This window comes from Yersinia sp. Marseille-Q3913 (assembly GCF_963892745.1).
In the GTDB taxonomy this organism is placed as follows: domain Bacteria; phylum Pseudomonadota; class Gammaproteobacteria; order Enterobacterales; family Enterobacteriaceae; genus Yersinia; species Yersinia bercovieri.
This window is the reverse complement of record NZ_CAWQAF010000033.1, coordinates 68,991-93,868: the sequence shown is the minus strand read 5'-3', so window position 1 is coordinate 93,868 and position 24,878 is coordinate 68,991. Positions and strand designations below refer to the sequence as shown.

The following is a 24,878-nucleotide window of genomic DNA, read 5'->3' as shown; positions in this document are numbered from 1 at the left end:
ATGCGTAAACAATCACTTATCACACTTTTTATCACGCTGCTTTCGCTGGTGTGGATGCCCGCGCAAGCAGAGCGTATTCGCGATTTGGTGACCGTTCAGGGAGTGCGTGATAACGCGTTGATCGGTTATGGACTGGTGGTTGGTCTGGATGGCTCCGGTGACCAGACCATGCAGACACCATTTACCACGCAAAGCCTGAGTAACATGTTGTCGCAGCTGGGGATTACTGTACCGCCGGGCACCAATATGCAGCTCAAAAACGTGGCTGCGGTGATGGTCACGGCTAAGTTGCCGGCATTTTCCCGCGCCGGACAGACCATCGACGTAGTGGTCTCCTCCATGGGGAACGCCAAAAGTATTCGTGGCGGCACACTGCTGATGACACCACTGAAAGGGGTGGATAATCAGGTTTATGCCCTGGCGCAGGGTAACGTCTTGGTAGGGGGCGCAGGGGCCTCATCCGGTGGTAGCAGCGTGCAAGTCAACCAATTGACGGGTGGGCGTATCAGCGGTGGTGCCACTATCGAACGTGAACTGCCAACCACCTTTGGTTCCGATGGCGTGATTAACCTGCAATTGAATACCGAAGATTTCACCATGGCGCAGCAGGTCAGTGATGCCATTAATCGCCAGCGCGGTTTTGGTTCGGCGACGGCGATTGATGCGCGCACTATTCAGATTTTAGTGCCGCGGGGTAACAGTTCACAGGTCCGTTTCCTGGCCGATATCCAGAATATACCGGTGAATGTCGATGCTGGTGATGCCAAGGTGATTATCAACTCCCGTACCGGCTCGGTGGTGATGAACCGCAATGTGGTGCTGGACTCCTGTGCGGTGGCGCAAGGGAACCTGTCGGTGGTGGTTGATAAGCAAAATACCGTCAGCCAGCCGGATACCCCTTTCGGCGGCGGTCAAACTGTGGTGACACCTAATACTCAGATCTCTGTTCAGCAGCAAGGTGGCGTGTTGCAGCGAGTCAATGCCAGCCCGAATCTGAACAATGTGGTGCGCGCCTTGAACTCGCTGGGGGCGACACCTATCGATTTGATGTCTATCTTGCAGGCGATGCAAAGTGCTGGCTGCCTGCGGGCTAAATTGGAAATTATCTGATGAGCGACCTGATGGGTATGCCCGGCACCACCAATGAGATGTTTGGGGCGGCCTATGACGCCCAATCACTGAATAGCTTAAAACGTGATGCGGCAAGAGATCCCGAGGGGAACCTGAAAAAGGTGGCCCAGCAAGTGGAGGGGATGTTTGTGCAGATGATGCTGAAAAGTATGCGTTCTGCCTTGCCGCAAGATGGTGTGATGAACAGTGATCAAACCCGACTTTATACCTCAATGTATGACCAGCAGATTGCTCAGCAGATGTCGGTCAAGGGGTTAGGTCTGGCTGACATGATGGTAAAACAGCTGTCAGGGGCCACCTCGCCAAGTGAAACTGCAGGGACAGTGCCGATGATGCTGGATGATGAAGTGTTGCAAACACTACCGGCACAGGCATTGGCTCAAATGGTGCGTCGGGCGATGCCGACGCCACCGAGCAACAGTGGTGTGTCACTGCCGCAAGGCCCCGGTAATTTTGTGGCGCGGATGTCGATTCCGGCACAAATTGCCAGTCAACAAAGTGGGATCCCTCATCAGTTGATTATGGCGCAGGCCGCGTTGGAGTCGGGCTGGGGGCAACGTGAGATCCCAACCGCTGACGGCAAAACCAGCTACAACGTCTTTGGTATTAAAGCGGGTAGCAACTGGGATGGCCCGGTCAGTGAAATTACTACCACGGAATATGAGCAGGGTGTGGCGACGAAAACCAAAGCCCGCTTCCGGGTCTATGGCTCTTATGTCGAGGCGGTCAGTGATTATGTCAAATTGCTGACGCAAAATCCGCGCTACGCCAATGTCGCCGCGGCACAAAGCCCTGAACAGGGGGCACATGCGCTACAACAAGCCGGTTACGCCACCGACCCGCAATATGCACAAAAGTTGGTTAGTGTGATCCAGCAGATGAGAAGTGCCGGTGAGCAGGCGGTAAAAGCCTACAGCAGCGACCTAGGCGATCTCTTCTAATAGGCTATTTTGCTTGCCATTTTGGGCTTGGGCAGTGCTCAGAATCCTCACGTACTACGTGTACGCTCCGGTTCTTGCGCGCTGGCCGCACCCAAACTGTCTGCACCAATAACGCCTATTGGATAGGTTGTAATTTGGCTGTGTTCGGTTGCCAGCATCACCGGTACCAATGAGGTGAGGATAGGCAGAAGAGTAAAGCGTCCGCGCCAAGGATGGCGCGGCACGAGCCTCCAGGGATGGATTGACGGCGTCTTTACGATCTGCCTGTTCTCACCGTAACGTGTGCGGCTTTATTCCTTGGTTTTACTCACAATAATGCTTGATATTTTCACTCAAGTTTCTCAATGTCGGGCCGATAATCATTACAGGCTGTGCGGGGGCTTAGGTTTCCTCAGGCAGTATCCCAATATTAATAAATGCAGGTGCGCGATGTTAATCACCTGCGGTAAAAGGATCTCTTCATGTCCAATAGTTTAATGAATACTGCGATGAGTGGTCTGAGCGCCGCGCAATATGCCCTGAGCACCGTCAGTAATAACATCACCAATTTCCAGGTGGCTGGCTATAATCGCCAGAACGCCATCTTTGCGCAAAATGGTGGCACACTAAGCCCGGCAGGATTTATTGGTAATGGCGTGACAGTGACCGGTGTCAACCGTGAATATAACTCCTTTATTACCAATCAATTGCGCTCATCACAGACGCAAAGCAGCGGCTTGACCACCTATTATCAGCAAATTTCGCAAATCGATAACTTGCTGTCCAACTCCTCCAATAACCTCTCCGTCACCATGCAGGACTTCTTTAGTAACCTGCAAAACCTGGTGAGCAACGCCGGTGATGATGCTGCGCGTAAAACGGTATTGGGCAAGGCAGAAGGGCTGGTTAACCAGTTCCAGAATGCGGATAAATATCTGCGTGACATGGATACGGGTGTCAACCAGAAGATCACCGAAAGTGTGACCAAAATTAATAACTATGCCGAGCAAATCGCTAAGTTAAATGACCAAATCACCCGCCTGCGCGGCAGCAGTGGCAGCGAACCTAACGCCTTGCTTGATCAGCGCGACCAACTGGTCACTGAACTGAACCAGATTGTGGGCGTCACTGTCACTCAGCAAGATGGCGATGCCTATAACGTCGCCTTTGCTAACGGTTTGCCATTGGTACAAGGTTCTAGCTCTTACAAAGTTGAAGCCATCGCCTCCGGCAGTGATGCTACTCGATTAGCCATTGGTTACAAATATGGCAGTGGTGACGTGATGGAAGTGGATGAGAGCCGTCTGGCGACAGGTAGCCTCGGCGGCACCCTGAAATTCCGCAGTGAAGCACTGGATAGCGCCCGCAATCAGTTAGGCCAACTAGCGCTGGTGATGGCCGATAGCTTTAACACGCAACATAAAGCCGGGTTTGATATCAATGGTGATCCGGGTGAAAAATTCTTTAGTTTTGCTCAGCCAAACGTGCTGAAAAACTCGAATAATCAGGGTGATGCCAGTCTGACGGTGAACTATGCCGACACCTCGAAAGTCAAAGCCAGTGACTACAGCGTGGAGTTTGATGGCACCAATTGGCAGGTGACCCGGTTGTCTGATAACACCAAAGTGCCGGCCAATCCGGTGGTCGATGCCAATGGCGACACCACAGGTTTGAGCTTCGACGGACTCTCCGTCAACATTGATAACGGCACCACTGGCGCACAAGCCAAAGATAAATTCCTGGTGAAAACCGTGTCTAACGTGGCTGCTAACCTCCAGGTTGATATTACCGACTCCAGCAAAATTGCTGCCGCCGGTACGGCCGATGGTGGCGCGAGTGATAACGTCAACGCCAAAGCTTTGCTGAATCTGCAAACCTTGAAGTTGGTTGACGGCAAAGCGACTCTCGCAGGGGCTTACGCGGGTTTAGTGAGTAATGTCGGTAACCAGACCAATACCGCGAAAACCAACAGTGCGGCGCAAGCCAATATTGTTACGCAGCTGACCGCCGAGCAGCAGTCTATTTCCGGCGTGAATTTGGATGAAGAGTACGGTGATTTGCAACGTTTCCAACAATATTATTTGGCCAATGCGCAAGTGATTCAAACTGCCTCGACGCTGTTTAATGCGCTACTGGATCTGCGTTAACTTGTTGTCTGCGGTAGAGTTTTAGTGCCGCAATCCACCACTATTTTGCGTTTGGCCAGCATGGGCGTTGAGACGGATTTGATGGTCGCTGCCCACTAACTGGCTGAACTGTGACTAAAAAGGAACTGACATTGTGCGCTTAAGTACTAGCATGATCTATCAGCAAACTATGCAGGGCGTTTCCACTGCCCAATCTCTCTGGATGCAGTCGGGCCAACAGCTCTCCACCGGTAAACGCGTGGTTAACCCCTCTGATGATCCTATGGCCGCCTCGCAAGCGGTGATGGTGTCGCAATCCCAATCGGAAAATAACCAATATACTCTGGCGCGTAGCTTTGCCCGTAATGAGCTATCACAGGAGACCAAAACCCTGGAGCAGGTGACCAGCACCATTCAGTCGATCCAAAGCATCATTATCAGTGCGAAATCTGATGTATTGAGTGACGATGACCGGGCCTCATATGCGACTCAGTTACAGGGTTTGAAAGATCAGTTGGTCAATCAGGCGAACTCGACTACCGGCAGCGGTCGTTACACCTTCGCGGCGTTTAAAAGTGATAAACCGCCCTTTGTGGTCAGTGCCACCGGCGCTGTAACCTATCAGGGTGGGGATGTTGCGATTGAGCAAAAAGTGGATGCCAGCCGTTCGATGACCATCGGGCACACTGGGAGCAGTGTTTTTCTGGCACTGACCAGTAATGCAAAACCTGAACCTGATGATGCGGCGGGTAATCCGGTCGCCTCTGAAGCCAATATCTTTAATACCATCGATACGGTTTTAAAATCGTTGAAAACGCCACTGTCGGGCGCAACAGATGCGGTGAAAGAGCAGGCACAGGCCGATCTGGACAAAGGGATCCGCGGCATGGCTAACTCATTGAATAATGTGTTGTCGGTTCAGGCGGAAGTGGGTACGCAACTGCAAGAGTTGGATAATCTGGATAGCTTGGGTAGTGATCGCACCTTGAGCAATAAACAGCGGCTGACGGACTTGGTGGATGTGGATTATACCTCGGCCATCTCCTCTTACGTCATGCAGCAGGCGGCATTACAGGCCTCTTACACCACCTTTACCAATATGCAGGGCTTGTCTCTGTTCCAACTGAATAAGTAATCCTGCTTTAACCTGTGGGCCAGCCCCACAGGTTCTCTCCCCAAAATGTTATCAGCTCGCCATCCCACCCAATACCAGCGCCAGGCGGTCAAAGAACTCGCTGAACAGGTGCTCAGCAAAGGGGGCCAGTAGCGGCATGATTAATCCCAGCGACAAAATGCCAACCGTCAGAGTCAGCGGGAAACCTATCACGAATACCGAGAGTTGTGGCGTCATGCGGTTAAGCATCCCTAAGGCTAAGTTTAGGGTTAACAGCAGGGTAATCAGCGGCAAGGCTAGCATCAGGCCATTCATAAAGATGAGTGAGCCGGTCTGCGCCAGAGTCAGAAAACCGCTGCCATTGAGCGGTTCGAACTGGATGGGTAGGGTATGGAAACTGTCGGCCAGCAACGAAATTAGCCATAAGTGACCATTAAAAGTGAGAAATAGCAGCATCGCCAGCAAGTTAAGCAAGCGGGATAATACCGAGGTATTTGGCCCGCCAGACGGATCAAAGAAGGTGGCGAAGGATAGCCCCATCTGCAAACCAATCACTTCACCGGCCAGTCGAATGGCGGCAAATGCAAATTGCATGGTTAAGCCGATAGTGACACCAATCAATATTTGCTGGGCGGCGACCCAAAGCGCGCCACTGGAGACCAATGGGATATTAACTGGCGGCAGCGCAGGGGCAATCAGAAACGTAATCAATACCGCCAAACCCACTTTAACTTTGCGGTTGATCTGCCTCTCGCTTAATACCGGCGCGGTGGTGATCAGCGCCAGTACGCGAATTAATGGCCAGAAATAGTGGCTGACCATGGTCGCAAGCTGGGTGGTGTCGAGGGAGAGCATAGTTGAGAACAGCCCTAGCCAATCAACGTGGGCAGACTGGTAAACAGGTTACGCATATAGTCCAGTATTAAGCTCAGCATCCACGGACCGGCGATCACCATGGTGGCGAAGACCGCCAGTATTTTCGGGATAAATGACAGTGTCATTTCGTTAATCTGTGTTGCCGCCTGCAACAGGCTGACTATCAGCCCGCTTATCAGCGCAGCCAGCAATAGTGGCGCGGCCAGTGCAAGGGCGACCTTCATTGCCTCGACGCCGAGGGCCATTACCGATTCAGGTGTCATGATCTGTTTACCCTTGCCTCAATGCGGCGAATGATTAGCTATAGAAACTTTGCGCCAGTGAACCTAATAACAACTGCCAACCATCAACCAATACAAACAGCATCAGCTTAAAGGGCAGTGAAATACTGGCGGGCGGCACCATCATCATCCCCAGCGCCATCAGCACACTGGCTACCACCAGGTCGATAATAAGAAAGGGAATAAAAACGGTAAAACCGATCTGGAAAGCGGTTTTCAGCTCGCTGGTGACATAGGCGGGCAGCAGGATCCGCATCGGCACCACTTCTGGCCCTTCCAGTGGCGGTAGATTGGCTAAACGGGCATAGAGCGCCAGATCTGATTCGCGGGTCTGGCGCAGCATAAATTCGCGTAATGGTTGCGAGCCTTTATCCATAGCCACTTCCATGCTTATCTTATCCTGACTGAAGGGCAGATAGGCATCCTGATACACCTTGTCGAACACCGGCGACATAATAAAGAAGGTCAAAAACAGTGCCAGACCCAGCATCACCTGATTCGGTGGCGCAGAGGGTGTACCCAATGCGTTGCGCAGCAAACCCAGCACAATAATGATGCGGGTAAAGCTGGTCATCATCAGTAAGGCCGCGGGCAGGAAGCTTAAAGCGGTGATAAAGACCAGTGTCTGCACGGGCAATGACCAACTCTGCCCACCATTCGCCAGGGGTTGGCTGATAAGCCCTGGAAGTTGCGCAAAGACCGCCGGGGAGCAGAGTAAGGTTAGCAGCAGCAGGGTGATTTTATTGAGTCGCAGGCGGAGTGACATCATGCCGATTTTTCCGGATGTTTCAATTTCTTATTAAACAGATGGTGGTTCAGTAGCTGGCGAAAATCAGCAGGTTTGGCATTTTTAGTCGGCAACTCGCTGGCGGTGTCATCCACCGGCGGGCGAGGTAGCGTATGGAGTGACGTCACCTGTTGTGATGTCACACCCAACACCAGCCAAGTGTTATCCACTTCGACGATGACCACACGTTCGCGCTGACCCACCTGACAACTGGCCTTCACACTCAACAACTTATTGTTGCGCGCTTGCGGCGCAAAACCCAAACGGCGCACCAGCCAGGCTCCGCATAGAATCAGCAGTAAAATACCGCCCAACACACTGCCGACCTGAGTTAACACCGAACCGGCGGGTATGGCTGGCGCGGTTTGTTGCACCGCAACACCCGGATGGCTAGCGGCAAAACCGGTGGTAGCCCCCGGAGCTACAGCAGCGGGGGTTGTCGCCTCAACAGAAGTTACTGTCTGCGTTGCAGTCATTAGCGGCTCAGGCGGCGCATACGTTCGGATGGGGTAATGATATCGGTGATACGAACACCATATTTATCCGCCACCACCACCACTTCACCCTGAGCAATCAGATAACCGTTAATCAAGATATCCAGCGGTTCGCCCGCCAGGCCATCCAGTGAGACCACGGAGCCTTGAGACAGGCGCAGCAGCTCTTTAATGGTCATCTTGGTGCGACCCAACTCAACGGTCAGTTTTACCGGGATATCCAAAATCAAATCGATATCTTGCAGGTTACCCAGTGCATCCGGCGCTTCCAGTGATTTAAATACACCTTCGGTGGTGGCTGCTGGTTTCTCCATCGCCTGCTGCTCATTAAACGCATCAGCCCACAGATCGTCCACGGATTCCTTTCCATCGTCAGACGGAAGCTTAGGGTCACTCATTGGGCTGTTCCTCATTCAGAGCATTCAAAATAGGGTTAATCAAATGTTCAACACGCAGGGCATATTGCCCGTTTAATGTCCCGTACTGACTGGTCAGTACCGGTACGCCGTCGACATGACCAATCAGTCGATCCGGCTTATCTATGGGCAGCACATCCCCTGGCTGTAGCTTGAGTATCTGCGACAGTCTCAGCGGGATATCAACAAAATTAGCCACCAATTCCAGCTCTGAATGCTGCACCTGTTTGACCAGCGTTTCACGCCAATGGCTATCTTCCTGACGGGAGTTTTCCAGTGGTGGATTGGTCAGCAGCTCACGCAGCGGCTCGATCATGGCAAACGGAATACAGATGTTAAACTCGCCACTCAACGCCCCGATCTCCACATGGAAAGGGGTGGTGACCACGATATCGTTAGGGGAGGTGGTGATATTGGTGAATTTCACCTGGATTTCAGAACGGACATACTCGACATCTATCTTATAGATAGGTGCCCATGCATCACGGTAAGCATCCAGCGCCAGCCGCAACATCCGATTGATCACCCGTTGTTCCGTGTGGGTAAATTCGCGTCCTTCTACTTTCGTCGGGAAGCGGCCATCGCCACCAAATAAGTTATCAACGGCAATAAACACCAAACTCGGGGCGAACACGAACAGCGCCGTGCCGCGCAAGGGTTTCAGATGGATCAAGTTGAGATTGGTCGGCACCGGCAGGTTGCGGGCAAAATCATGATAAGGCTGAATTTTTATCGGGCCGACCGTGATATCCGGACTGCGGCGTAACAGGTTAAACAGCCCCATCCTGAACTGACGGGCAAACCGCTCATTGATGATCTCCAGCGCGTGCAGGCGCTCACGCACCACACGCCGCTGGGTCGTCGGATCATAAGGTTTAACGTCTGTTTCAGTCCCCGTGACAGCTTCAGGTTCTTCACCCCCGCTATCACCGTTTAACAGTGCGTCAATCTCTGCTTGTGAAAGAATGCTATCGCCCATAATGATTATCGCAGTATGAATGCGGTAAACAGCACATCGCTGACTACCTGATTAGGTTGGCCTTTAACCATTGGCGGGCTAAGTACGTTTTTAATTTCATCGACTAAGCGCTGTTTACCCGCTTCATTCGACAAACTATCGGCAGACTGACGGGAGAGCAGCAACAGCAAGCGGCTGCGCACTTCCGGCAGATAGTCATTGAGTTTTGCGCGAGTGGCATCGTCGGGCAGCCTTAGTGTTAATCCGATATAAAGCACGCGGTCCAGATTGTTATCTGGCGTGATCAGATTGACCGTAAAGGTCTCCAGCGGCATGAATACCGGGATAACAGGGACGACTTTCGCGGTGGTAGATTTGCTTTTGTTGAGCAACCACCAGCTATAACCGCCGCCCGCAGATGCTGCTACAGCAACCAGCACCAACAGGATTACCCAGATCGAACTCTTACGCTTGGCCGGGAAAGTATTTTCAGACATGGAGAAGACAAATTCCTGTTTCGGTATCAAACCGGTGGATCACGATAATAACGTGGGGCAAATGACCCCAGGTTATCCGAATTATTACTGATGATTATCCCGCGTATCCTCAATGCCAATAGGCAGAATAGGTGGCGAAAAACGGCCTAACTTGCCCGTTTGTCATCTTTTGGCGAAACTCGCACCCCTTTTAGGCGAAAATATCAACACCGCCACTGCCGTTAGCCAATGATTGCAGTGCTGCTGGCGTGACTAATGGTGTGCTGGCAAGGGCGTCGACTGAAGCGGTGTCACCGTAGGCTGGCTGGTTGCGTGCGGCGAAACCTTGCTGATTTTGTTGGCTCTGCTGCTGAGCTTGTTGCCACTGTCCTTCACTGCCGACACTGCTCTGGCCCAGTTGAATACCACTTTCAGCCAATGCGCTGCGCAAACTTGGCATTGCCGCTTCAAGGGCGGCGCGGACCTGGCTGTGGGCTGAAGCAAAGTGTAGCTGAGCCTGGTTATCTTCCATCTTCAAACTAATTTGCAATGCACCTAACTCCTGCGGATGTAATCGCAGTTCGGCACTCTGCTGACCATTGCGGCTGAACATCACCACCTGTTGGCCCAGCGACTGTTGCCACTCCTGGCTGCCCAATTGGGCGCTTAAATGACCACTGACCGGCACACTGACTTGAGGGCCAGTGGTAGTGGTCAGAATGGGGCTGGAAACCGGCGCAAGAGAGGGGGTGACGGCCGATGAACTGACGAAAGTTTTATCCAGCGCCGAGGTTGGCGTCACCGCGCTATCTGTCTGTGCTGCCAACGGAGTGGCTTTCACGTTAAGAGCGCTATCGGCATCTTGCGCCGCCAGGCGAGCCAGCTTATCTGGTGAGGTTTTGCTTTTCGCGCTGCTTGCAGAGAGCGGGTCACTGCCCACCGATTTATCACTTTTCACATTGCTGACGGTGGCAAGAGTGCTGCCCATCAGGGCGGCTAAACCTCTATCTTGTGATGTCAGATTAGTGAGCGCGGCCAAATCTTGCCGGGTGCTGGTTTTACTGTCGATCAGGCCATTGCCCTCAGCCAAAGCGGCTTTTTGCCCATTATTGGCGGAGCCTAATGTGGTGGCAACCTGATGCGGTAACATCGCCAGCAAGGTTTGCAAGGCGCTGAGGTCAGCTTTGTCGGCGGTTTTATCCAGTGTGCGGTCATCATCAACCGTGGTTCTCTTCAGGCTAGCCGCTTCACCACTTTGCCCTGCGTGAGTCAGCCCCGCAGGTAGTGTGGCGCTGATATCGCCCAATGCCGCGAGCAACTGATTCAACTTACTGTTACCGGTGGCTGATTTTCCACCGTCAACATCGGCGGTGATATCAGTAGTGGCGGCTAATGATGATTTCAGTGTCGAAGCATCAATGGCAGTCAGCTCTTTACCCAGTTGATCGCCCAACAGTTTGGCAAAATCAGCCGGTAGCCCTGCGTCGGTAAATAGCGCCGCAATAGATGAAGAAGATGCAGCACCCTCAGTTTCACTGGCGGTCGCAGTGGCAGGCAGTAGGGCGATATTCATGAATTAAGACTCCTTTGTGAGGCGCGCTGGGCGAACTCATCCATCAATTTTTGATCCAAACGGTTCTCATGCAGGCGCTGAGTGGTTTCAGCGCGCTCTTGCAGGGTTTCAAACGCGTTCAGCCGTTGCTGCTTCTCTTGCCAATGCTTGACTGCCTGTTCAACTTTGACATTCCACTGCGCTAACTGATGACGATGCTGCTCAATGGCTTGTTCCAGTGTTTGAATAAACTGCTGATAATTTTGCCAACTGGAGGAGGCCATCCCGTTACTCAGCGTGTCATTCAATCGCACCCGATACTCATCCTGATAAGAGAGCAACATCGTGAGTTGCTGCTCAACATTATGGTAGGACAAGCGAACCTGACCCAACTGAGTGGTTGCCTGTTCGACCGCCTTTTGGGCCAAATCGCGCAAGGTGACGAGTGGTGACTGACTTTTCATCGCATTCCTCATACCCTGCGTTCTTGACGCCGCAGGGTTGTTAGCTACGTTCACTCACCCGAATCACTGACTTGAGTCAGCTCATCGGGGATTAATGAGCCTCATCCTTGAGGCTCACCCTGTGGGCTAGCATAAATGCTGTTCAAATCGTTTTTCGACCGATTTGTCATTCACTTGCTGCCTACCTGCAACGCCAATAACTTTGGGTATGTTTTTTCGTTCTCGACGCCGCAGGGTTGTTAGTTTTTAGCCAGGAAACAGGCTCTTTAGGTGCTGGCAGGCATCTTCGTAACTGCTGCGTTCATACATGCCTTGCTGCAAGAAGATCTCCATCTGCGGGTAGAGCGCAATGGCTTTATCCAGCAGCGGATCACTACCGGCCGCATAGGCACCGACACTGACCAAATCGCGGTTACGCTGATAACTAGCCAGTAACTGCTTGAACTGGCGAACTTTACTGTAGTGGTTCTCGTCGATAAGCGATGTCATGGCACGGCTTATCGAGGCTTCAATGTCGATGGCCGGATAGTGGCCGGATTCCGCCAGACGCCGTGATAACACCACATGCCCATCAAGAATGGCGCGGGCGGAGTCAGCAATAGGGTCCTGCTGGTCATCGCCTTCGGTTAATACGGTATAAAATGCGGTGATGGAGCCACCGCCGGTGACGCCGTTACCGGCCCGTTCAACCAATGCGGGTAATTTGGCGAATACGGATGGCGGATACCCTTTGGTCGCTGGCGGCTCGCCGATGGCGAGGGCGATTTCACGCTGCGCCATGGCATAGCGGGTCAGGGAGTCCATAATCAGCAATACGTGCTGGCCGCGATCGCGGAAATCTTCGGCGATGCGCGTGGCATAAGCGGCCCCCTGCATCCGCAACAACGGCGAGACATCAGCCGGGGCGGCAATCACCACCGAGCGGGCGCGGCCTTCCGGGCCTAGAATATTCTCGATAAAATCTTTAACTTCACGGCCACGCTCACCAATCAAGCCAACCACAATCACATCCGCTTGGGTGTAGCGGGCCATCATGCCTAGCAGCACGCTTTTACCCACCCCAGAACCGGCGAACAGGCCCATACGCTGCCCACGACCCACGGTGAGTAGGGCATTGATGGTGCGTACACCGACATCCAATACCTGCTCAATGGCAGTACGCTGCAAGGGGTTGATCGGGGGGGTGATCAGTGGTGCACGATAGCCGGTTTCAGGTGCCGGCAAGCCATCAAGGGGTTTCGCACTGCCATCCAGCACGCGGCCCAGTAATTCAGGGCCAAGTGGCAGTTGTTTACTGGCAGAGGCACCACCAGTGGTCATGCGCGCATAGACTCTTGCGCCGGGGACAATGCCCTCAACCTCTTCCAGTGGCATCAAAAACAGCCGTTGGCCGTTAAAACCGACCACTTCGCTCTCAACTTCCTGCACTTCGCCGTTATCGTAGCGCTCAATGAGGCAAGTTGCGCCCAATGGCAGTTGCAGCCCGGTCGCTTCTAGCACCAGGCCGGTAGCACGAACCAACCGCCCGTAGCGGCGAATAGTGGTTGATTGGCTGATACGCTCTTCGAACTTATCCATCGATGCGAGCCAGCGACCAAGACGGGCGGTCATTATAACTCTCCCGGTGCAGCCAGACGGCAGAGCTCATGCCAGCGGGTGGCCAGACTGGCATCAAGATCACCCTCTTCGGCGCTAACCTTGCAGCCGCCCGAATGAATTTGGCTATCACCCAATAAGCGCCAGCCATTGAGACTGAGGGTGGAACCCAAACGCTGCTCGACGATGGCTAAATCTTCGGGATTGACCCGCAATTGTGGCTTACCGGCAAACATCGGCTCTTGCTGAATCAGTTGCTGAATTTGTGCCAGTAACGCGGTGCCATCACAAATAGCCGGCTGCCCCAGAATTTGTTTCGCCGCCGCCAACGCCATTTGCATTAATCTGGAGGCGATCACGCTGTCCAGGGCATCAAGGGTGCTTTGGAAGTCATTCACCAACAGTTGCCAATGCGCAGTCATCGGGGCCAGCTCTTTCTGAGCATCCGCCAATGCCTGTTGATGACCCTCTTCCAGCCCGGTTTGGTACCCTTTATCCAGCCCCTCTTGCAACCCTTTGGCGAACCCTTGTTGACGACCCTGCTTCTCCGCTTCGAGTTGCAGATTCAGTAATGTTTGTTGCTCATCAACCTCAGTTGGCTCTGCATCAACGCCCGGCTCATCTGTAAACAGCATACTGATATCCGGTGCCTGGACCACCGGAGGTCTCTCTGGCTGACTGGCAAAGTCATTGAGTGACCAGGGCTGCCAGGGCAGGGCATTAATCCGATCAGACATAGATATCCTCGCCACCGCCAATGACTATCTCGCCGCTCTCCGCCAGACGACGGACGATAAGCAAGATAGATTTCTGTTCGTTTTCGACCAGTGACATGCGTACCGGCCCACGGGTTGCCAGATCGTCGCGCAGGATCTCTGCCGCGCGCAGTGACATGTTGCTGAGGAAGCGCTCGCGCAATGCCTGATCGGCACCTTTCAACGCCACCAGCAGTGATTCGTTGTCGATCTCTTGTAGCAAGCGCTGAATGCTGCGGTCGTCGACGCTGATCAGATTCTCGAACAGGAACATCTCGTCGATAATCTTCTGTGCCAACTCGCCGTCGTATTCGCGTACCGCTTCCATAACCGTCTCTTCCTGCTGGGTTTTCATCAGGTTGATAATCTCGGCGGCGGTGCGGATACCGCCCATTTTGCTGCGTTTGAGATTCTGACCATCGAGCAGGTTGTTCAGCACTTCCGTCAATTCAGCCAACGCCGCTGGCTGGACACCACCAAAGGTGGCGATACGCAGCATGACGTCGTTGCGCAGACGCTCGTCGAACAGCGCCAAAATGTCGGCCGCCTGAGCACGTTTCAGATGGACCAAAATGGTGGCGATAATCTGCGGATGCTCGTCGCGGATCAGATCGGCCGCCATCTGCGGCTCCATAAAGTTGAGTGTTTCCATACCACTGGTGGTTTCGCGCGACTCCAGAATGTCCTCCAGCAAGCTGGAAGCCCGCTCCTCGCCCAGTGCTTTGATCAGCACGGTGCGCAGATATTCGCTGGCGTTAACACTTAGCGCGGCATATTGTTCAGCGTCGTCTTCAAACTCAGCAAGGACATCGACCAACTGCTGGTGTGAAACCTGACGCATACTCGCCATAGTGGTACTGAGTTGTTGTACCTCGCGCGAGGAGAGGTGCTTAAACACCTCGGCGGCATGGTCTTCACCCAGAGTCATCAGCATGATGGCGCTTTTTTCAGTTCCGGTCAGGCTCATTGGTCATTACTCATCCATTGACGGATAACCAACGCAACAATACGTGGGTCTTTATCCGCAAGTTCGCGTATACGCTGGGCCTGAACTTCAGCACTCACGCGCTGCTGATTCTTCTTACGCAGGGCCAGCTCTTCTTTACTTTGCTTCACAGTCTCAGCGCTCTGTGCGGTCTGCACCATGCTATTGACCGAAGCTGCGGCTTTATCCGCAAGTTGTTTCTTGGCAATCATTGGGCGCACCAGTTTGCGCCACAGGATCCATGCCACCAGCAAGATAAGCAGATAACGACCGCCATTTAGCAACTGATCAAAGAACGACTGCTGTTTCCAGAAGGGCAGGGAGAGACCGCTACCATCGTCGGTGGCATTAAATGGTGTGTTGACCACATTTAAGGTGTCGCCACGATCAGTAGAGAAGCCCATCGCCTCGCGCGTCAGTGATTCCACTTGCGCCAATTGATCTTTCGACAAGGCAACCGGCTTGCCCGCTTTATCACTGCCGTAATTGACCACAACCGCCACCGACAGGCGCTGCACCATGCCCGCTTGTTGCTGGGTATGACGAATAGTGCGATCGACTTCGAAATTAGTGGTTTGGTCATGACGGCTATTGCTGGATGTGGCTGTCGATCGGGCTGCCGTGGTGGTCGCAGGACGATTGGCGGCATTGGCGTTATTTGCAGCCGCTCCGGCAGCTCCAGCTACAGGCGCTGGCTGAGGTACTTCAATTGGTGCCACTGGCGTAGCCGAGGGCTGATTGGATAGTGCGCCAGGTACGCCACCGACATTGCTGCCGCCCAGTTGCTCGCTATTACTGGTTTGCTGGGAGCGCACCGCCCCTTGATTGGCGGCCTGATTCGGTTTGTACTCTTCGTCGGTCTGTTCGCGGCTGGCAAAATCAACTTGTGCCGTGACCTGCGCATGAACATTACCGCTACCCACCATTGGTGCGAGGATAGTTTCGATGCGGCGCTGGAAGCGGTTTTCGACTTCATTGGTAAATTTGAGTTGCGCGGCATTTAAATCGCGACCGGCGCTGTCGGATTGCGTCAACAGACGACCGGTTTGGTCAACCACAGTCACATTACCCGGCGGCAAACCGGCCACACTGCTGGAGACCATATACACGATAGCATTGATCTGGCCGTCATCGAGTGCGCGTCCAGGTTGCAAGGCGAGGGTGACCGAGGCGGTCGGGGATTTTTGTTCACGGACGAATAGCGAGGGTTTTGGCATCGCCAAATGAACCCGCACATTCAGCACCGGCCCTAGGGTGCCGATAGTGCGGGCCAGCTCACCTTCCAATGCCCGTTGGTAGTTAATTTGTTCACTGAATTGGCTGATACCAAATTTTTCTTGATCCAGTAATTCAAAACCGACCGCACCGCCTTTCGGCAACCCCTGTTGCGCCAGACGCAGACGAGTTTCATGTACCTTGTCTGCCGGGATCAGCAATGCGCCGCCGTTATCAGCGAAGCGGTAAGGAATATTCAGTTGCGTCAGTTGCGTAACGATTTCACCACCGTCACGATCACTCAGATTGCTATAAAGGACGCGGTAATCCGGGCTTTTCGCCCATAACATCAGCGCGACAATGATAGCGACAGCGGCAGCCGCCGCAATCAGCAGTGGGATTTTTGGATTCGCGCGTAGGCGTGCCAGCGTCGTCGTAAAAGCATTATCACGATTTTCACCGCCAGTTATTGAGGCATTCATACACGTCCTTGGCCAAGCTGAACAACGTTTGAGTGAGTATTTTTTATATAATTAATGTGTCGGAACAAAACAGACTCCCAAGTGCTGTGAGCAATAAAGCATCAATAGCTGTTCTCCCCTTTTATGGGCATGTCATTATTTGCTGTAACTCCTGAATTCGATGGGTCAATAAGCTGGTATTTTTGGGCCTAATTAGCCGCTTTAGCGCAAAAATGATGTGTTAGGGTGTCATCCTGAAAATAGTGACAGGTGATAGTGGGTGTATAACGGCACCAACGGAATCATTTGCCACACCATTTTTCGATCAAAATGGTAATTTTACCAACGACCTATTCGGGGATGAGCATGTCTGTTCAAGGTATTGAAGGGGTTTTACAGCAGTTGCAGGTCACGGCATTGCAGGCATCGGGTACAGCGAAAACATTACCCGCTGAGGCCGGTTTTGCCAGCGAATTGAGAGCGGCTATTGGTAAAATCAGTGAAACCCAGCAACATGCCCGTACTCAGGCGCAGAATTTTGAATTGGGTGTCCCCGGTGTTGGTTTGAATGACGTGATGGTGGATATGCAGAAATCATCAGTCTCTTTACAACTGGGGATCCAGGTGCGTAATAAGCTGGTCGCCGCTTATCAAGATGTGATGAATATGGGGGTGTGAGTGGGTAATGCTGTTGCATTTATATCATGCATTCCTATCACTTTGATGAAAATCTAAGCCCGTCAATTATAGCATCCAAGTCTATCTCTCTCTTCGCTGATGTAAGTGCCATGCCCGTTTAAGCAAATGTCTTGCAAGCCACGGGCAATATCCATCTGATAAATCTCAGCCCCTTGCCATGATCGGCATTTTTAGGGGGCATCATCCTTAGGACCGTTCGATGGTCTCGCCAATCTCGCCTTAGCTACAATTAGGGCGGTTTCTTACTTACGGCAATTGATAAAATCAATAATATGCACTTTATCAGAAAGTTGCCTGATAAGTGTGCTGAAACGGTCATTGAGGCACTTCGTAAAATCATCAGTTCAACGTGTGAATCATCGCCTGAACTGATAGGTCAGAATTTATCACTTTAGTATAGGTGACTGACGAAAGGAGTATTTTATGATACATGGACTTCAATTTCCCGGACATTCCAGTTACGTCAATATTATTATGCCAGGTAACTGTCTGGGGGAGTGCCTGGGGGCTACCTCGCCATGGCTTCGCCGCCAGGCATCTAACCTGGGCGCTATTATTAGCCGAAATGTGATCTCCGTATCTATAACAACAGGGGTACGAGAGATAGTACGGCGCTCTATAGAAGCGAGTATCGGAAACGCCGGCGGGGCAGTTGCTCTGGGGGCTATTGCCGGATATTTGCCCTGCGTTTTACAATTTGGCGGACTTTGTCGTGATTTCTATAACCAAAATTATACGCGGTGGACTGTTATAGGCAGGGTTGTTTGTATCATACTGCCGGGTGCGGGTGTGACAATGCTGATTGCGACCGGGACTATGGATGGCGGTGCAGCAGCGGCATTAGCCTCAGCTAACTTTGTTTATACGCCATTACGTGACCTCTTTCAGCATTATATTAATTTTGAGAGTAATCTGGAGCTGGATAACTATCAACGCAGGCTCAGCGCAACGCTAGCGGCTTTGTCATATCTCCCTAATCAGTTTTTGGTCAATGAGGCTATGCAGTATTCGACTGATCTCCTTGTACCAAGCTTAGGCCCTGTCGCTGCGAATGCTGTAGCACGCTCTGTGGTGAACTTTTGGGGTGAAACTGTTGATGATGTGACAGCACTGACCGGTATGTCATTACACAGTAGAAGAGATGTAGAGGTGCATCTTCGGATACATAAGCCGTGGGAGCAGTCATGGGATCAGGTAAAAGACAAAATATTTAACGTCCATGCCAGCCGAAGTGCGTTGCTTTCGACGACGTTTAGTGCCGCTTATCTGACCAATGCCGCGACAACGTCAGCCAATCTCGCTGCAGCGGCAGCCAATTCCGCGATAATGGACAAACATGCTGCGCTTTTACTAGAAAGTGCAGCGGTGGGGGTTTCAGCCGCACTGGCTTATTTTCCTTTCCAGCTCATTTCGGGGCAGACAGCTTCCCATCATCGGAATGAAACGGATCTGAGAGCTGGCCACATGCAGAGTCTTCGTCCGGAAGGGCAGATTCCGCCACCTATTCGCAGAAGAATGAATGAAACCTCAGTATAACAGTCAGCCAGACGAGTCCGCACAGAGGAGATGCATGTTCCAGTTTATCGATTTTGACAGAGTCTTGAGAACCGACAATCCCACCTACGAGCGTATTTTGTGCAGTGATCTGCATGCTGTCATCAATCTGGTCCGGCACGGTTGGGGAACCTTTCGAGTCGAGCAACTGGCATCGGAGATGAAGAAAATATCAGCCATTAAGTGGCAGAAGTACCTGAAGACGAAGCAGTACTTGATCCGCGAATGTCCGGGGTTGCATGATCAACTGCGCCCCCAGTTGATCAACTTCCGTACATTTAACCTGACAGCCGGTGCAGCCGGTGCCATTGACCATACACTTATCTGGCAGAGCGACACCGGTGTACTGGGTGATCTCGCCCATATTCGCGTGCGCGAGAAGGTTTGCTGGCAGGCTCCTGAACACAGAGTGCTGCCCTATGTGATCAATGAGTACCGTCAGAAGGGGGTCCACTATGGTGTAGGTAATGCTATCTATATGCCCGGCAATACAGGTCAGGGTAACGACACCCATACGGTGTTGGGGCCATTTTCACCCAAGATGCTAAATTTTGGCGGTCCCGGCGAACTAGAATTTGTAATAACCCAGACCTACCAGCAAAGCAACGATGGTGGCAGATCCTGGACCGACATTCCTGACAGCACCTACCGGATCCGACGAATAGTCAGGTGTGCAGGGACAAAACTCCAGCTCACTATTTACAAAGAGAACCTGAGCAACCCGTGCGATGCACTAAGCAATATGACTGAAGTGTAATATAAGGGCTTCGTTTGGGAATGGATAATATTGGGCACTGCTACAAATAAGATCCCAGGTTGTCCTCTATTCGCGGTAGCTAATGCTATATTGGCCATGCCGTCACGGCTTATTTGCACCAGTACCCTCTGTTTCGTGTGACAAAGCCCATAAATATAGCGACGCTGTTGTGCCATAAGGGGTATAGCGGCGGCGATATATTTCAAAACGTTCGCGCGGTAGTGTTTTATGGCGATATAAATTCATCATGCCACGACGGATCGCCAAATCACCCCAACTGAGCACATCCGGGCGTGAGAGCGATGATATTAATAGCATTTCTGCGGTCCAAACCCCGACGCCATTGAGACTGGATAGCTGCGTAATCACATCATTATCGGGTAATTGCGCAATTGCCGCTAAATCCAGCGAGCCATCAAGTGCAGCCTCTGCGGCACCTTTAATGTATCCGGCTTTTTTCATCGTCATGCCGCAGCCCTGAATCGCCCCTGCCGATGCCTGCGCAATAGTTATCGGCGTAATTGCACCCAGTAATACCACCAGTCGTGCATTAACCGTGAGCGCCGCTTTAACCGATATCTGCTGATCGACAATATTTCTGATTAACGCCGCAAATAGATCTGGGGATAATGGCCGCGCGATCATCCCCAAACGGTCAATAGCGGCGGCCATTTTTTTATCCCGCCGCTTGAGATGATTGATTTCTGTTTCACCGTAGCTGTAGAACACGTATTCACTCCAGTCAGCGCCTAAGAGAAGGCAAAACCAAATAAAATCCTAACACCCAGTAGGTCGCTATTTAGCATAGCGCCACTTCAGGATAATAACTCTCCCTTTCTTGCTCTCTAAGCCGTCTCTGCCAGCGAAATATTTTGATGCCCCACTTGTTGCAGTAATGCTGAGATATCAATGATATCAACTTTATCCACTTGCAGATAAGCAACGGCATATTCATGCCAGATACCGGATTGCAGAAACAGAATAAACAGATCCCGGTCCAGATGATTTTCATTTACCATGTTAACCATAATATTCAGCGCTTCAGATAACAGTTTACCTGGTTTATAAGGGCGGTCTGCGGCGGTTAGCGCTTCAAATACGTCGGCAATAGCCATCATTCGCACCGGGATGCTCATCTGTTTATAGGTCAATTGGTAAGGATAGCCTTTGCCATCCATCCGTTCATGATGCCCACCTGCAATCACCGGAACATTCGCCATGGTGCGTGGGAAAGGTAATTTTTTTAGCATCACAATAGTTTGCATAATGTGTTCGTTTATTTTGTAGCGGTCCTCCTCCGTAAGTGTTCCACGGCGAATGCTGAGGTTATAAATCTCACCACGGTTATAGAGGAAGGTTGGCTCTTGTACCTTGAAATCATAATATTCCGGACGCTTATTTTTATTATCGCGGTAAATAATATGCTCTTCTTTATCTGCCAGCATCGACTCTTGTACCGGCAATGAAGGTGTGCTCTGCCGCGCCTTACGAACCCGCTCTTCATGGGCAATACCAGCGTTATCATCCAATGTACGAGTCCAATGGTAGCCCGCAATTTGTTGGATGCGCGCAATGGCCTCATCAGACATAAATTCGCCGCCAATATTACAGTGCGCGATAAAGTAAAAATCTTCATCCAACTGGCGTAATTCGTCAGCCAATATTTGCTGGTCTGCTTCACTGGCCGTGACGGTGGTATGACGACGTAAGAAGGCAATCTCTTTTTCACATTTTAATACTTCAAACCGCATGCGTATTTCGTGGATACGATCGTAAATTAACTCCAGCTTTGTTGATTTGTCGACGACAAATTCCGGAGTAGTTATCTTGCCACAGTCATGTAACCAGCAGGCGGTGTGCAGTTCTTCCCACTCGTTCTCGGATAAATTAAAGTGGGCAAAAGGCCCTTCTTTAATATTAATCGCTGCCCGGGCGAGCATCTTGGTTATTTCCGGCACACGTTGACAGTGCCCGCCGGTATAAGCACTTTTAGCATCAATTGCGCCAGCAATAAGCTCAATAAAGGCATTGAGCAGGTTTTTCTGTTCTTGCAGTAGGCGCTGGGTTTCTACTGAAACCGATAAGCTACCCACCAGCGCATTGACTAATTGGATTTTCGAGCGTTCACGTTCGGTATTTAAGACATAAGGATTAAACAGCAGTAAGAAACCTAATAATTGGTCATCATGTGTTTTCATCGGTACAGCAATAAAACGTAAAGGCAAATACGGTTGCAGGAAATCTTGTAGCTGATTAAATATATTCTCTTTATTCAAGGTTCCGACAATAGTTTTTCCCTCAAGCACTTGTTGGAAGGCGCTAAAGTTATCTTTTTCTACCTGTAGTGAAGACATCTCTGCAACGGGGATATTTTCGCCATTCCAGCGAAATGCTGTTGGCGTAAAAGTCCCAGTATCTTTATCTGTGAGAAAAATAATCCCGCCAGTCATGGCCGCAATTTCTGTGGTTTCACCTAATAATCCCTGCATCTGACGATAGAAATTACTTTCTGTTGTCAGCATATTACCCATCGAAATAAACTGTTTTAGCGTTGATTTCATTTTTGACATGGATTTATGTAGCTCATCCACTTCTTCAATGACTGAGTGCTCTAAATCACGATCTTCGAAATACAAGTTACTGATAGCATCGGCATCTTGACGCAGTCGAATCAGCGGTTTGGATATCTTTCTTGAGAAATACCAAACAAGCGGTAAACCGAGCATCAATAGGATAAACGCGATAAAGGTTGAATGATTACGGATAGAGTTCGCATCAGCAGTTAAATAACTCGCTGGCGTGGCAATAACCAACTGATAGGCGTTACCATTGGTATTGATATCAACAACTGAGCCGAACCAGTGCTGGTTTTTCGCTTCAAACATGATGCTATGGGGATGATCATCCCCTTGAGTATTATTGCTAGCAAGATTGCTTTTTTGAGTATTAAGTAGCGCTTGCAATACAGGAACTTGTTTATCTTCGCTAGCGGCTACTACCGTAGTCTCTTTGGTTTTTGGCAGGCTAGCGATAACTTCACCGCGAGAGTTAATAATAATGGCCTGGCTGCCTGGTGGCAGATTTTGTCTTACCAGGAATTGTGATAACGAAGCCAGAGAAACATCTAATCCAATGATCGCCTGTTTATTTTCGGCCTGACGACTATAAGTAAAGCCGACTTCGCCTGTACCTTTAAAAATATAGATAGGGGAGGTGACCAGCGTAGGGTTTGCGGCCGCCAAAATAAACCAATCTCTCCGTCGGGGATCGTAGTTATCATTATCTCGCGGCATCACCGCAATAACCTGCTGCTCCTTATTAAGGTAAATAAAACGTTTTTCCGGCAGACTATCAAGAAAACGATTACTTTGAATCATCCATTCGGCCTCTTCCGGGGCATGGAATAGTATACGGTTAGCCTCAGTCAGGCGTCGCAACATAAATAGATCGCCGTTGGGATGAGCACTATAGACAGCACTGGCATAGTTATTTTGTTGCAGAACTTCAATAAACTTACCGATAAAAGCCATTCTTTGCTCAAGTGTCGATAGTTCTGTTATTTGCATACTGGCGAGAAGGTTAACCGACATCATCATAGGGCGGGTTACCGCATCCAATTCAGCAGCAATGGCTTCCCCGGTTTTTTGATACTGTCGGTTGGTGCTGATCTCGGTCAATTTGGTCAATTGGCTATGACCAAAAGCAATAATGACAATCCCAATTGAGACGATCAGCAGAGTAAATAGGGCCGCTATTTGGATGTGCAAAGGATAGCGGCTTTTTAGTCCGAACAGGTTGCTTAGCATCATAGCCATCCCGAAGTTTATTATTCAATCAATCATAATCATAGAATGTGCTGAAATTATAAACACAGATCCCTAATATTCAGTGAGTTATAAGTAATTGTATGATTAAAAAGACTTTGTTCAATATTGGGTTAGGATTGTTGGATGAAAAAACTAATCGCGGTGTGAAAAAGAATGATTTAACGTGCGGAATATCTAAAAGCAGTATTTAGCAGTCCTGAATGTTGACTGTAAAAAGGATTCTGGCAAGTTAACTAAATGAGATGTGGCGATATTACTGAATGGCTTAACAAGTGTTATGGCAAGGATAAAGGATAAACTGAGTGGGTTACATTCGCCCTAAATCAGGCGTGTGCAAGCTTAAATAATTATGATAACCATCGGACGATGAGTCATTATCTGTTGCCTGTAAACGATGATGTCCGCGTATGGCCGTTGGCGCAAAGCCAAAACGTTTGCGAAAACGTTCGGCGAAACGTGATGCACTTTCATAACCCACTTGACTGGCAATTAAAGAAATTGGCCAATCAGTACCTTGCAACAAACGCAGTGCGCTGGTCATACGTACATCAATCATTAAATCGCGTAATAGTATATTTTCCGCCGCAAGTTTACGTCGTAATACCACTTCACTCATCGCCATATGATCTGCCACTTCTGATGCGGACCATATTTTATGCGGGTCAATAGCCAAACAACGGCGTACTTTTTCACTAAGCGAATGACTTTCACTAAGCGAAAATTTAACGCCACGTTGGGCTAACCAAAGTAGTAATTCAAGCATCCGATGCCTGACAATGGCGGGGGGAATATCACCGGTATCTGAAATTGCTTTAAATGTATTGCCGAATGTATTAATAAACTCAGGTGCTAAATTACGCACCGGCATAACTCCAGGAATAAGCCCAAGCCCAGCTGAAGCGGGATGATTGGCAAAGGTGGCTATCAATCGGGGGTCACAGCGAAGTTGGTGGCTAAAAAATAGTCCGTCATCAGACAAGCCATTAATAACATCAACAGTTTGTCCGCTACTTACCGCAACTATTTCACCGGCTTGAACAACGCACTCCTGATTGTCCCAGCGAATAATCTTATGCCCACGGTTAACCATAATGAGCAAGGGATTCTCAATATAGACTGAAGTGAGTAGCAGCTCTGTGTGTTGAATAACATGCGCTGAGCTACCCACACCAGGGCAAAAATTAATCGTACGTTCCATCGATATTCATTTCACAATTTTAGCCTGAGAATATCTTTACGCTTTGAATGGCAGACTAGCAACTCATTTTAATAGAAAATTCACAGTGACTGACTATTTTAGCGAAAAGTTTTAGGGGTTATAATAATAGCCAGTTCGACCTGAGTAATTGTTACTGTCAATATAATCTCATGTTAAAAATAGTGACAATAAAAACTGCTTACCATGTTAATAGTTGCAGTTGCATGTGATGCTTC

Annotated in this window: 23 protein-coding genes; 7 read left to right on the top strand and 16 right to left on the bottom strand. The window is 50.6% G+C overall.

Annotated elements, in window-relative coordinates; all coding sequences use genetic code 11:
- The 4 genes from AACW11_RS13835 to flgL all read left to right on the top strand — a co-directional run bounded on the left by AACW11_RS13835 (nucleotide 1) and on the right by flgL (nucleotide 5,312).
- The gene (locus tag AACW11_RS13835) at nucleotides 1-1,110 is read left to right on the top strand and encodes a flagellar basal body P-ring protein FlgI (protein ID WP_005277450.1); all 1,110 of its coding nucleotides are present in this window, start codon (nucleotides 1-3) and stop codon (nucleotides 1,108-1,110) included.
- Complete coding sequence (flgJ, locus tag AACW11_RS13830; RefSeq protein ID WP_212584477.1) at nucleotides 1,110-2,072, top strand: flagellar assembly peptidoglycan hydrolase FlgJ; 963 nt, start codon at nucleotides 1,110-1,112, stop codon at nucleotides 2,070-2,072. Before AACW11_RS13835 ends, flgJ begins: the two co-directional genes overlap by 1 nt.
- A 461-nt stretch (nucleotides 2,073-2,533) precedes the next feature.
- Nucleotides 2,534-4,198 (top strand): flagellar hook-associated protein FlgK, encoded by a 1,665-nt coding sequence (gene flgK, locus AACW11_RS13825; RefSeq protein WP_212584475.1) that lies wholly within the window; start codon nucleotides 2,534-2,536, stop codon nucleotides 4,196-4,198.
- Between the two features lie 133 nt (nucleotides 4,199-4,331).
- On the top strand, nucleotides 4,332-5,312 hold the full coding sequence (flgL, locus tag AACW11_RS13820; RefSeq protein WP_212584474.1) for a flagellar hook-associated protein FlgL: 981 nt from the start codon (nucleotides 4,332-4,334) through the stop codon (nucleotides 5,310-5,312).
- Nucleotides 5,313-5,363: 51 nt separating this feature from the next.
- On the opposite strand, the gene fliR is transcribed toward flgL, so the two are convergent.
- The 13 genes from fliR to fliF form a co-directional block, all read right to left on the bottom strand.
- Nucleotides 5,364-6,146, bottom strand: a complete 783-nt coding sequence (gene fliR / locus AACW11_RS13815; protein ID WP_049599048.1) for a flagellar biosynthetic protein FliR — start codon at nucleotides 6,144-6,146, stop codon at nucleotides 5,364-5,366.
- Nucleotides 6,147-6,160: 14 nt separating this feature from the next.
- Nucleotides 6,161-6,430: a flagellar biosynthesis protein FliQ gene (gene fliQ / locus AACW11_RS13810; RefSeq protein WP_005277439.1), complete on the bottom strand. Its 270-nt coding sequence runs from the start codon at nucleotides 6,428-6,430 to the stop codon at nucleotides 6,161-6,163.
- Between the two features lie 34 nt (nucleotides 6,431-6,464).
- On the bottom strand, nucleotides 6,465-7,217 hold the full coding sequence (gene fliP, locus AACW11_RS13805) for a flagellar type III secretion system pore protein FliP (protein WP_445285821.1): 753 nt from the start codon (nucleotides 7,215-7,217) through the stop codon (nucleotides 6,465-6,467).
- Nucleotides 7,214-7,711 (bottom strand): flagellar biosynthetic protein FliO, encoded by a 498-nt coding sequence (fliO, locus tag AACW11_RS13800; RefSeq protein ID WP_212584473.1) that lies wholly within the window; start codon nucleotides 7,709-7,711, stop codon nucleotides 7,214-7,216. The genes fliP and fliO overlap by 4 nt, the downstream gene beginning before the upstream one ends.
- Nucleotides 7,711-8,127, bottom strand: a complete 417-nt coding sequence (fliN, locus tag AACW11_RS13795) for a flagellar motor switch protein FliN (protein ID WP_032898540.1) — start codon at nucleotides 8,125-8,127, stop codon at nucleotides 7,711-7,713. The genes fliO and fliN overlap by 1 nt, the downstream gene beginning before the upstream one ends.
- Nucleotides 8,120-9,124, bottom strand: a complete 1,005-nt coding sequence (gene fliM, locus AACW11_RS13790) for a flagellar motor switch protein FliM (protein ID WP_212584472.1) — start codon at nucleotides 9,122-9,124, stop codon at nucleotides 8,120-8,122. The genes fliN and fliM overlap by 8 nt, the downstream gene beginning before the upstream one ends.
- 5 nt (nucleotides 9,125-9,129) lie before the next feature.
- Nucleotides 9,130-9,600 (bottom strand): flagellar basal body-associated protein FliL, encoded by a 471-nt coding sequence (gene fliL, locus AACW11_RS13785; protein WP_212584471.1) that lies wholly within the window; start codon nucleotides 9,598-9,600, stop codon nucleotides 9,130-9,132.
- A 190-nt stretch (nucleotides 9,601-9,790) separates the two neighbouring features.
- The gene (locus AACW11_RS13780; RefSeq protein WP_212584470.1) at nucleotides 9,791-11,152 is read right to left on the bottom strand and encodes a flagellar hook-length control protein FliK; all 1,362 of its coding nucleotides are present in this window, start codon (nucleotides 11,150-11,152) and stop codon (nucleotides 9,791-9,793) included.
- Nucleotides 11,149-11,595 (bottom strand): flagellar export protein FliJ, encoded by a 447-nt coding sequence (fliJ, locus tag AACW11_RS13775; RefSeq protein WP_212584469.1) that lies wholly within the window; start codon nucleotides 11,593-11,595, stop codon nucleotides 11,149-11,151. The genes AACW11_RS13780 and fliJ overlap by 4 nt, the downstream gene beginning before the upstream one ends.
- 246 nt (nucleotides 11,596-11,841) lie before the next feature.
- The gene (fliI, locus tag AACW11_RS13770; RefSeq protein WP_005275635.1) at nucleotides 11,842-13,206 is read right to left on the bottom strand and encodes a flagellar protein export ATPase FliI; all 1,365 of its coding nucleotides are present in this window, start codon (nucleotides 13,204-13,206) and stop codon (nucleotides 11,842-11,844) included.
- Nucleotides 13,206-13,928 carry a flagellar assembly protein FliH gene (gene fliH / locus AACW11_RS13765; RefSeq protein WP_212584468.1) on the bottom strand — a complete coding sequence of 241 codons (723 nt, stop codon included), beginning with the start codon at nucleotides 13,926-13,928 and terminating at the stop codon, nucleotides 13,206-13,208. The genes fliI and fliH overlap by 1 nt, the downstream gene beginning before the upstream one ends.
- Nucleotides 13,921-14,913: a flagellar motor switch protein FliG gene (fliG, locus tag AACW11_RS13760; protein ID WP_212584467.1), complete on the bottom strand. Its 993-nt coding sequence runs from the start codon at nucleotides 14,911-14,913 to the stop codon at nucleotides 13,921-13,923. The genes fliH and fliG overlap by 8 nt, the downstream gene beginning before the upstream one ends.
- Nucleotides 14,910-16,628: a flagellar basal-body MS-ring/collar protein FliF gene (gene fliF, locus AACW11_RS13755; protein ID WP_212584466.1), complete on the bottom strand. Its 1,719-nt coding sequence runs from the start codon at nucleotides 16,626-16,628 to the stop codon at nucleotides 14,910-14,912. Before fliF ends, fliG begins: the two co-directional genes overlap by 4 nt.
- A gap of 345 nt (nucleotides 16,629-16,973) precedes the next feature.
- Between fliF and fliE the strand changes: the two genes are divergently transcribed.
- The 3 genes from fliE to AACW11_RS13740 all read left to right on the top strand — a co-directional run bounded on the left by fliE (nucleotide 16,974) and on the right by AACW11_RS13740 (nucleotide 19,617).
- Nucleotides 16,974-17,285 (top strand): flagellar hook-basal body complex protein FliE, encoded by a 312-nt coding sequence (gene fliE, locus AACW11_RS13750; protein WP_005275629.1) that lies wholly within the window; start codon nucleotides 16,974-16,976, stop codon nucleotides 17,283-17,285.
- Nucleotides 17,286-17,729: 444 nt separating this feature from the next.
- Nucleotides 17,730-18,842 carry a hypothetical protein gene (locus AACW11_RS13745; protein WP_339379064.1) on the top strand — a complete coding sequence of 371 codons (1,113 nt, stop codon included), beginning with the start codon at nucleotides 17,730-17,732 and terminating at the stop codon, nucleotides 18,840-18,842.
- Nucleotides 18,843-18,876: 34 nt separating this feature from the next.
- Nucleotides 18,877-19,617 (top strand): hypothetical protein, encoded by a 741-nt coding sequence (locus tag AACW11_RS13740; RefSeq protein WP_212584464.1) that lies wholly within the window; start codon nucleotides 18,877-18,879, stop codon nucleotides 19,615-19,617.
- 102 nt (nucleotides 19,618-19,719) lie between these two features.
- Here AACW11_RS13740 and AACW11_RS13735 read toward each other — a convergent pair whose 3' ends face one another.
- The 3 genes from AACW11_RS13735 to AACW11_RS13725 form a co-directional block, all read right to left on the bottom strand.
- Nucleotides 19,720-20,346, bottom strand: a complete 627-nt coding sequence (locus tag AACW11_RS13735; protein WP_212584463.1) for a DNA-3-methyladenine glycosylase family protein — start codon at nucleotides 20,344-20,346, stop codon at nucleotides 19,720-19,722.
- A 116-nt stretch (nucleotides 20,347-20,462) separates the two neighbouring features.
- Nucleotides 20,463-23,423: an HD domain-containing phosphohydrolase gene (locus tag AACW11_RS13730; RefSeq protein WP_212584590.1), complete on the bottom strand. Its 2,961-nt coding sequence runs from the start codon at nucleotides 23,421-23,423 to the stop codon at nucleotides 20,463-20,465.
- 328 nt (nucleotides 23,424-23,751) lie between these two features.
- On the bottom strand, nucleotides 23,752-24,642 hold the full coding sequence (locus tag AACW11_RS13725; RefSeq protein WP_212584462.1) for a helix-turn-helix transcriptional regulator: 891 nt from the start codon (nucleotides 24,640-24,642) through the stop codon (nucleotides 23,752-23,754).
- Between the last annotated feature and the right edge of the window lie 236 nt (nucleotides 24,643-24,878).

What these genes read in the sequence shown, in the direction of transcription:
- fliL (WP_212584471.1), bottom strand. Translation starts at nt 9,600, where the DNA reads ATGTCTGAAAATACTTTCCCGGCCAAGCGTAAGAGTTCGATCTGGGTA.
- fliN (WP_032898540.1), bottom strand. Translation starts at nt 8,127, where the DNA reads ATGAGTGACCCTAAGCTTCCGTCTGACGATGGAAAGGAATCCGTGGAC.
- AACW11_RS13740 (WP_212584464.1), top strand. Translation starts at nt 18,877, where the DNA reads ATGTTCCAGTTTATCGATTTTGACAGAGTCTTGAGAACCGACAATCCC.
- fliR (WP_049599048.1), bottom strand. Translation starts at nt 6,146, where the DNA reads ATGCTCTCCCTCGACACCACCCAGCTTGCGACCATGGTCAGCCACTAT.
- AACW11_RS13730 (WP_212584590.1), bottom strand. Translation starts at nt 23,423, where the DNA reads ATGCTAAGCAACCTGTTCGGACTAAAAAGCCGCTATCCTTTGCACATC.
- fliF (WP_212584466.1), bottom strand. Translation starts at nt 16,628, where the DNA reads ATGAATGCCTCAATAACTGGCGGTGAAAATCGTGATAATGCTTTTACG.
- AACW11_RS13780 (WP_212584470.1), bottom strand. Translation starts at nt 11,152, where the DNA reads ATGAATATCGCCCTACTGCCTGCCACTGCGACCGCCAGTGAAACTGAG.
- fliH (WP_212584468.1), bottom strand. Translation starts at nt 13,928, where the DNA reads ATGTCTGATCGGATTAATGCCCTGCCCTGGCAGCCCTGGTCACTCAAT.
- AACW11_RS13745 (WP_339379064.1), top strand. Translation starts at nt 17,730, where the DNA reads ATGATACATGGACTTCAATTTCCCGGACATTCCAGTTACGTCAATATT.
- fliJ (WP_212584469.1), bottom strand. Translation starts at nt 11,595, where the DNA reads ATGAAAAGTCAGTCACCACTCGTCACCTTGCGCGATTTGGCCCAAAAG.
- fliM (WP_212584472.1), bottom strand. Translation starts at nt 9,124, where the DNA reads ATGGGCGATAGCATTCTTTCACAAGCAGAGATTGACGCACTGTTAAAC.
- flgK (WP_212584475.1), top strand. Translation starts at nt 2,534, where the DNA reads ATGTCCAATAGTTTAATGAATACTGCGATGAGTGGTCTGAGCGCCGCG.
- fliQ (WP_005277439.1), bottom strand. Translation starts at nt 6,430, where the DNA reads ATGACACCTGAATCGGTAATGGCCCTCGGCGTCGAGGCAATGAAGGTC.
- fliI (WP_005275635.1), bottom strand. Translation starts at nt 13,206, where the DNA reads ATGACCGCCCGTCTTGGTCGCTGGCTCGCATCGATGGATAAGTTCGAA.
- fliP (WP_445285821.1), bottom strand. Translation starts at nt 7,217, where the DNA reads ATGATGTCACTCCGCCTGCGACTCAATAAAATCACCCTGCTGCTGCTA.
- AACW11_RS13835 (WP_005277450.1), top strand. Translation starts at nt 1, where the DNA reads ATGCGTAAACAATCACTTATCACACTTTTTATCACGCTGCTTTCGCTG.
- fliO (WP_212584473.1), bottom strand. Translation starts at nt 7,711, where the DNA reads ATGACTGCAACGCAGACAGTAACTTCTGTTGAGGCGACAACCCCCGCT.
- fliG (WP_212584467.1), bottom strand. Translation starts at nt 14,913, where the DNA reads ATGAGCCTGACCGGAACTGAAAAAAGCGCCATCATGCTGATGACTCTG.
- fliE (WP_005275629.1), top strand. Translation starts at nt 16,974, where the DNA reads ATGTCTGTTCAAGGTATTGAAGGGGTTTTACAGCAGTTGCAGGTCACG.
- flgJ (WP_212584477.1), top strand. Translation starts at nt 1,110, where the DNA reads ATGAGCGACCTGATGGGTATGCCCGGCACCACCAATGAGATGTTTGGG.
- AACW11_RS13725 (WP_212584462.1), bottom strand. Translation starts at nt 24,642, where the DNA reads ATGGAACGTACGATTAATTTTTGCCCTGGTGTGGGTAGCTCAGCGCAT.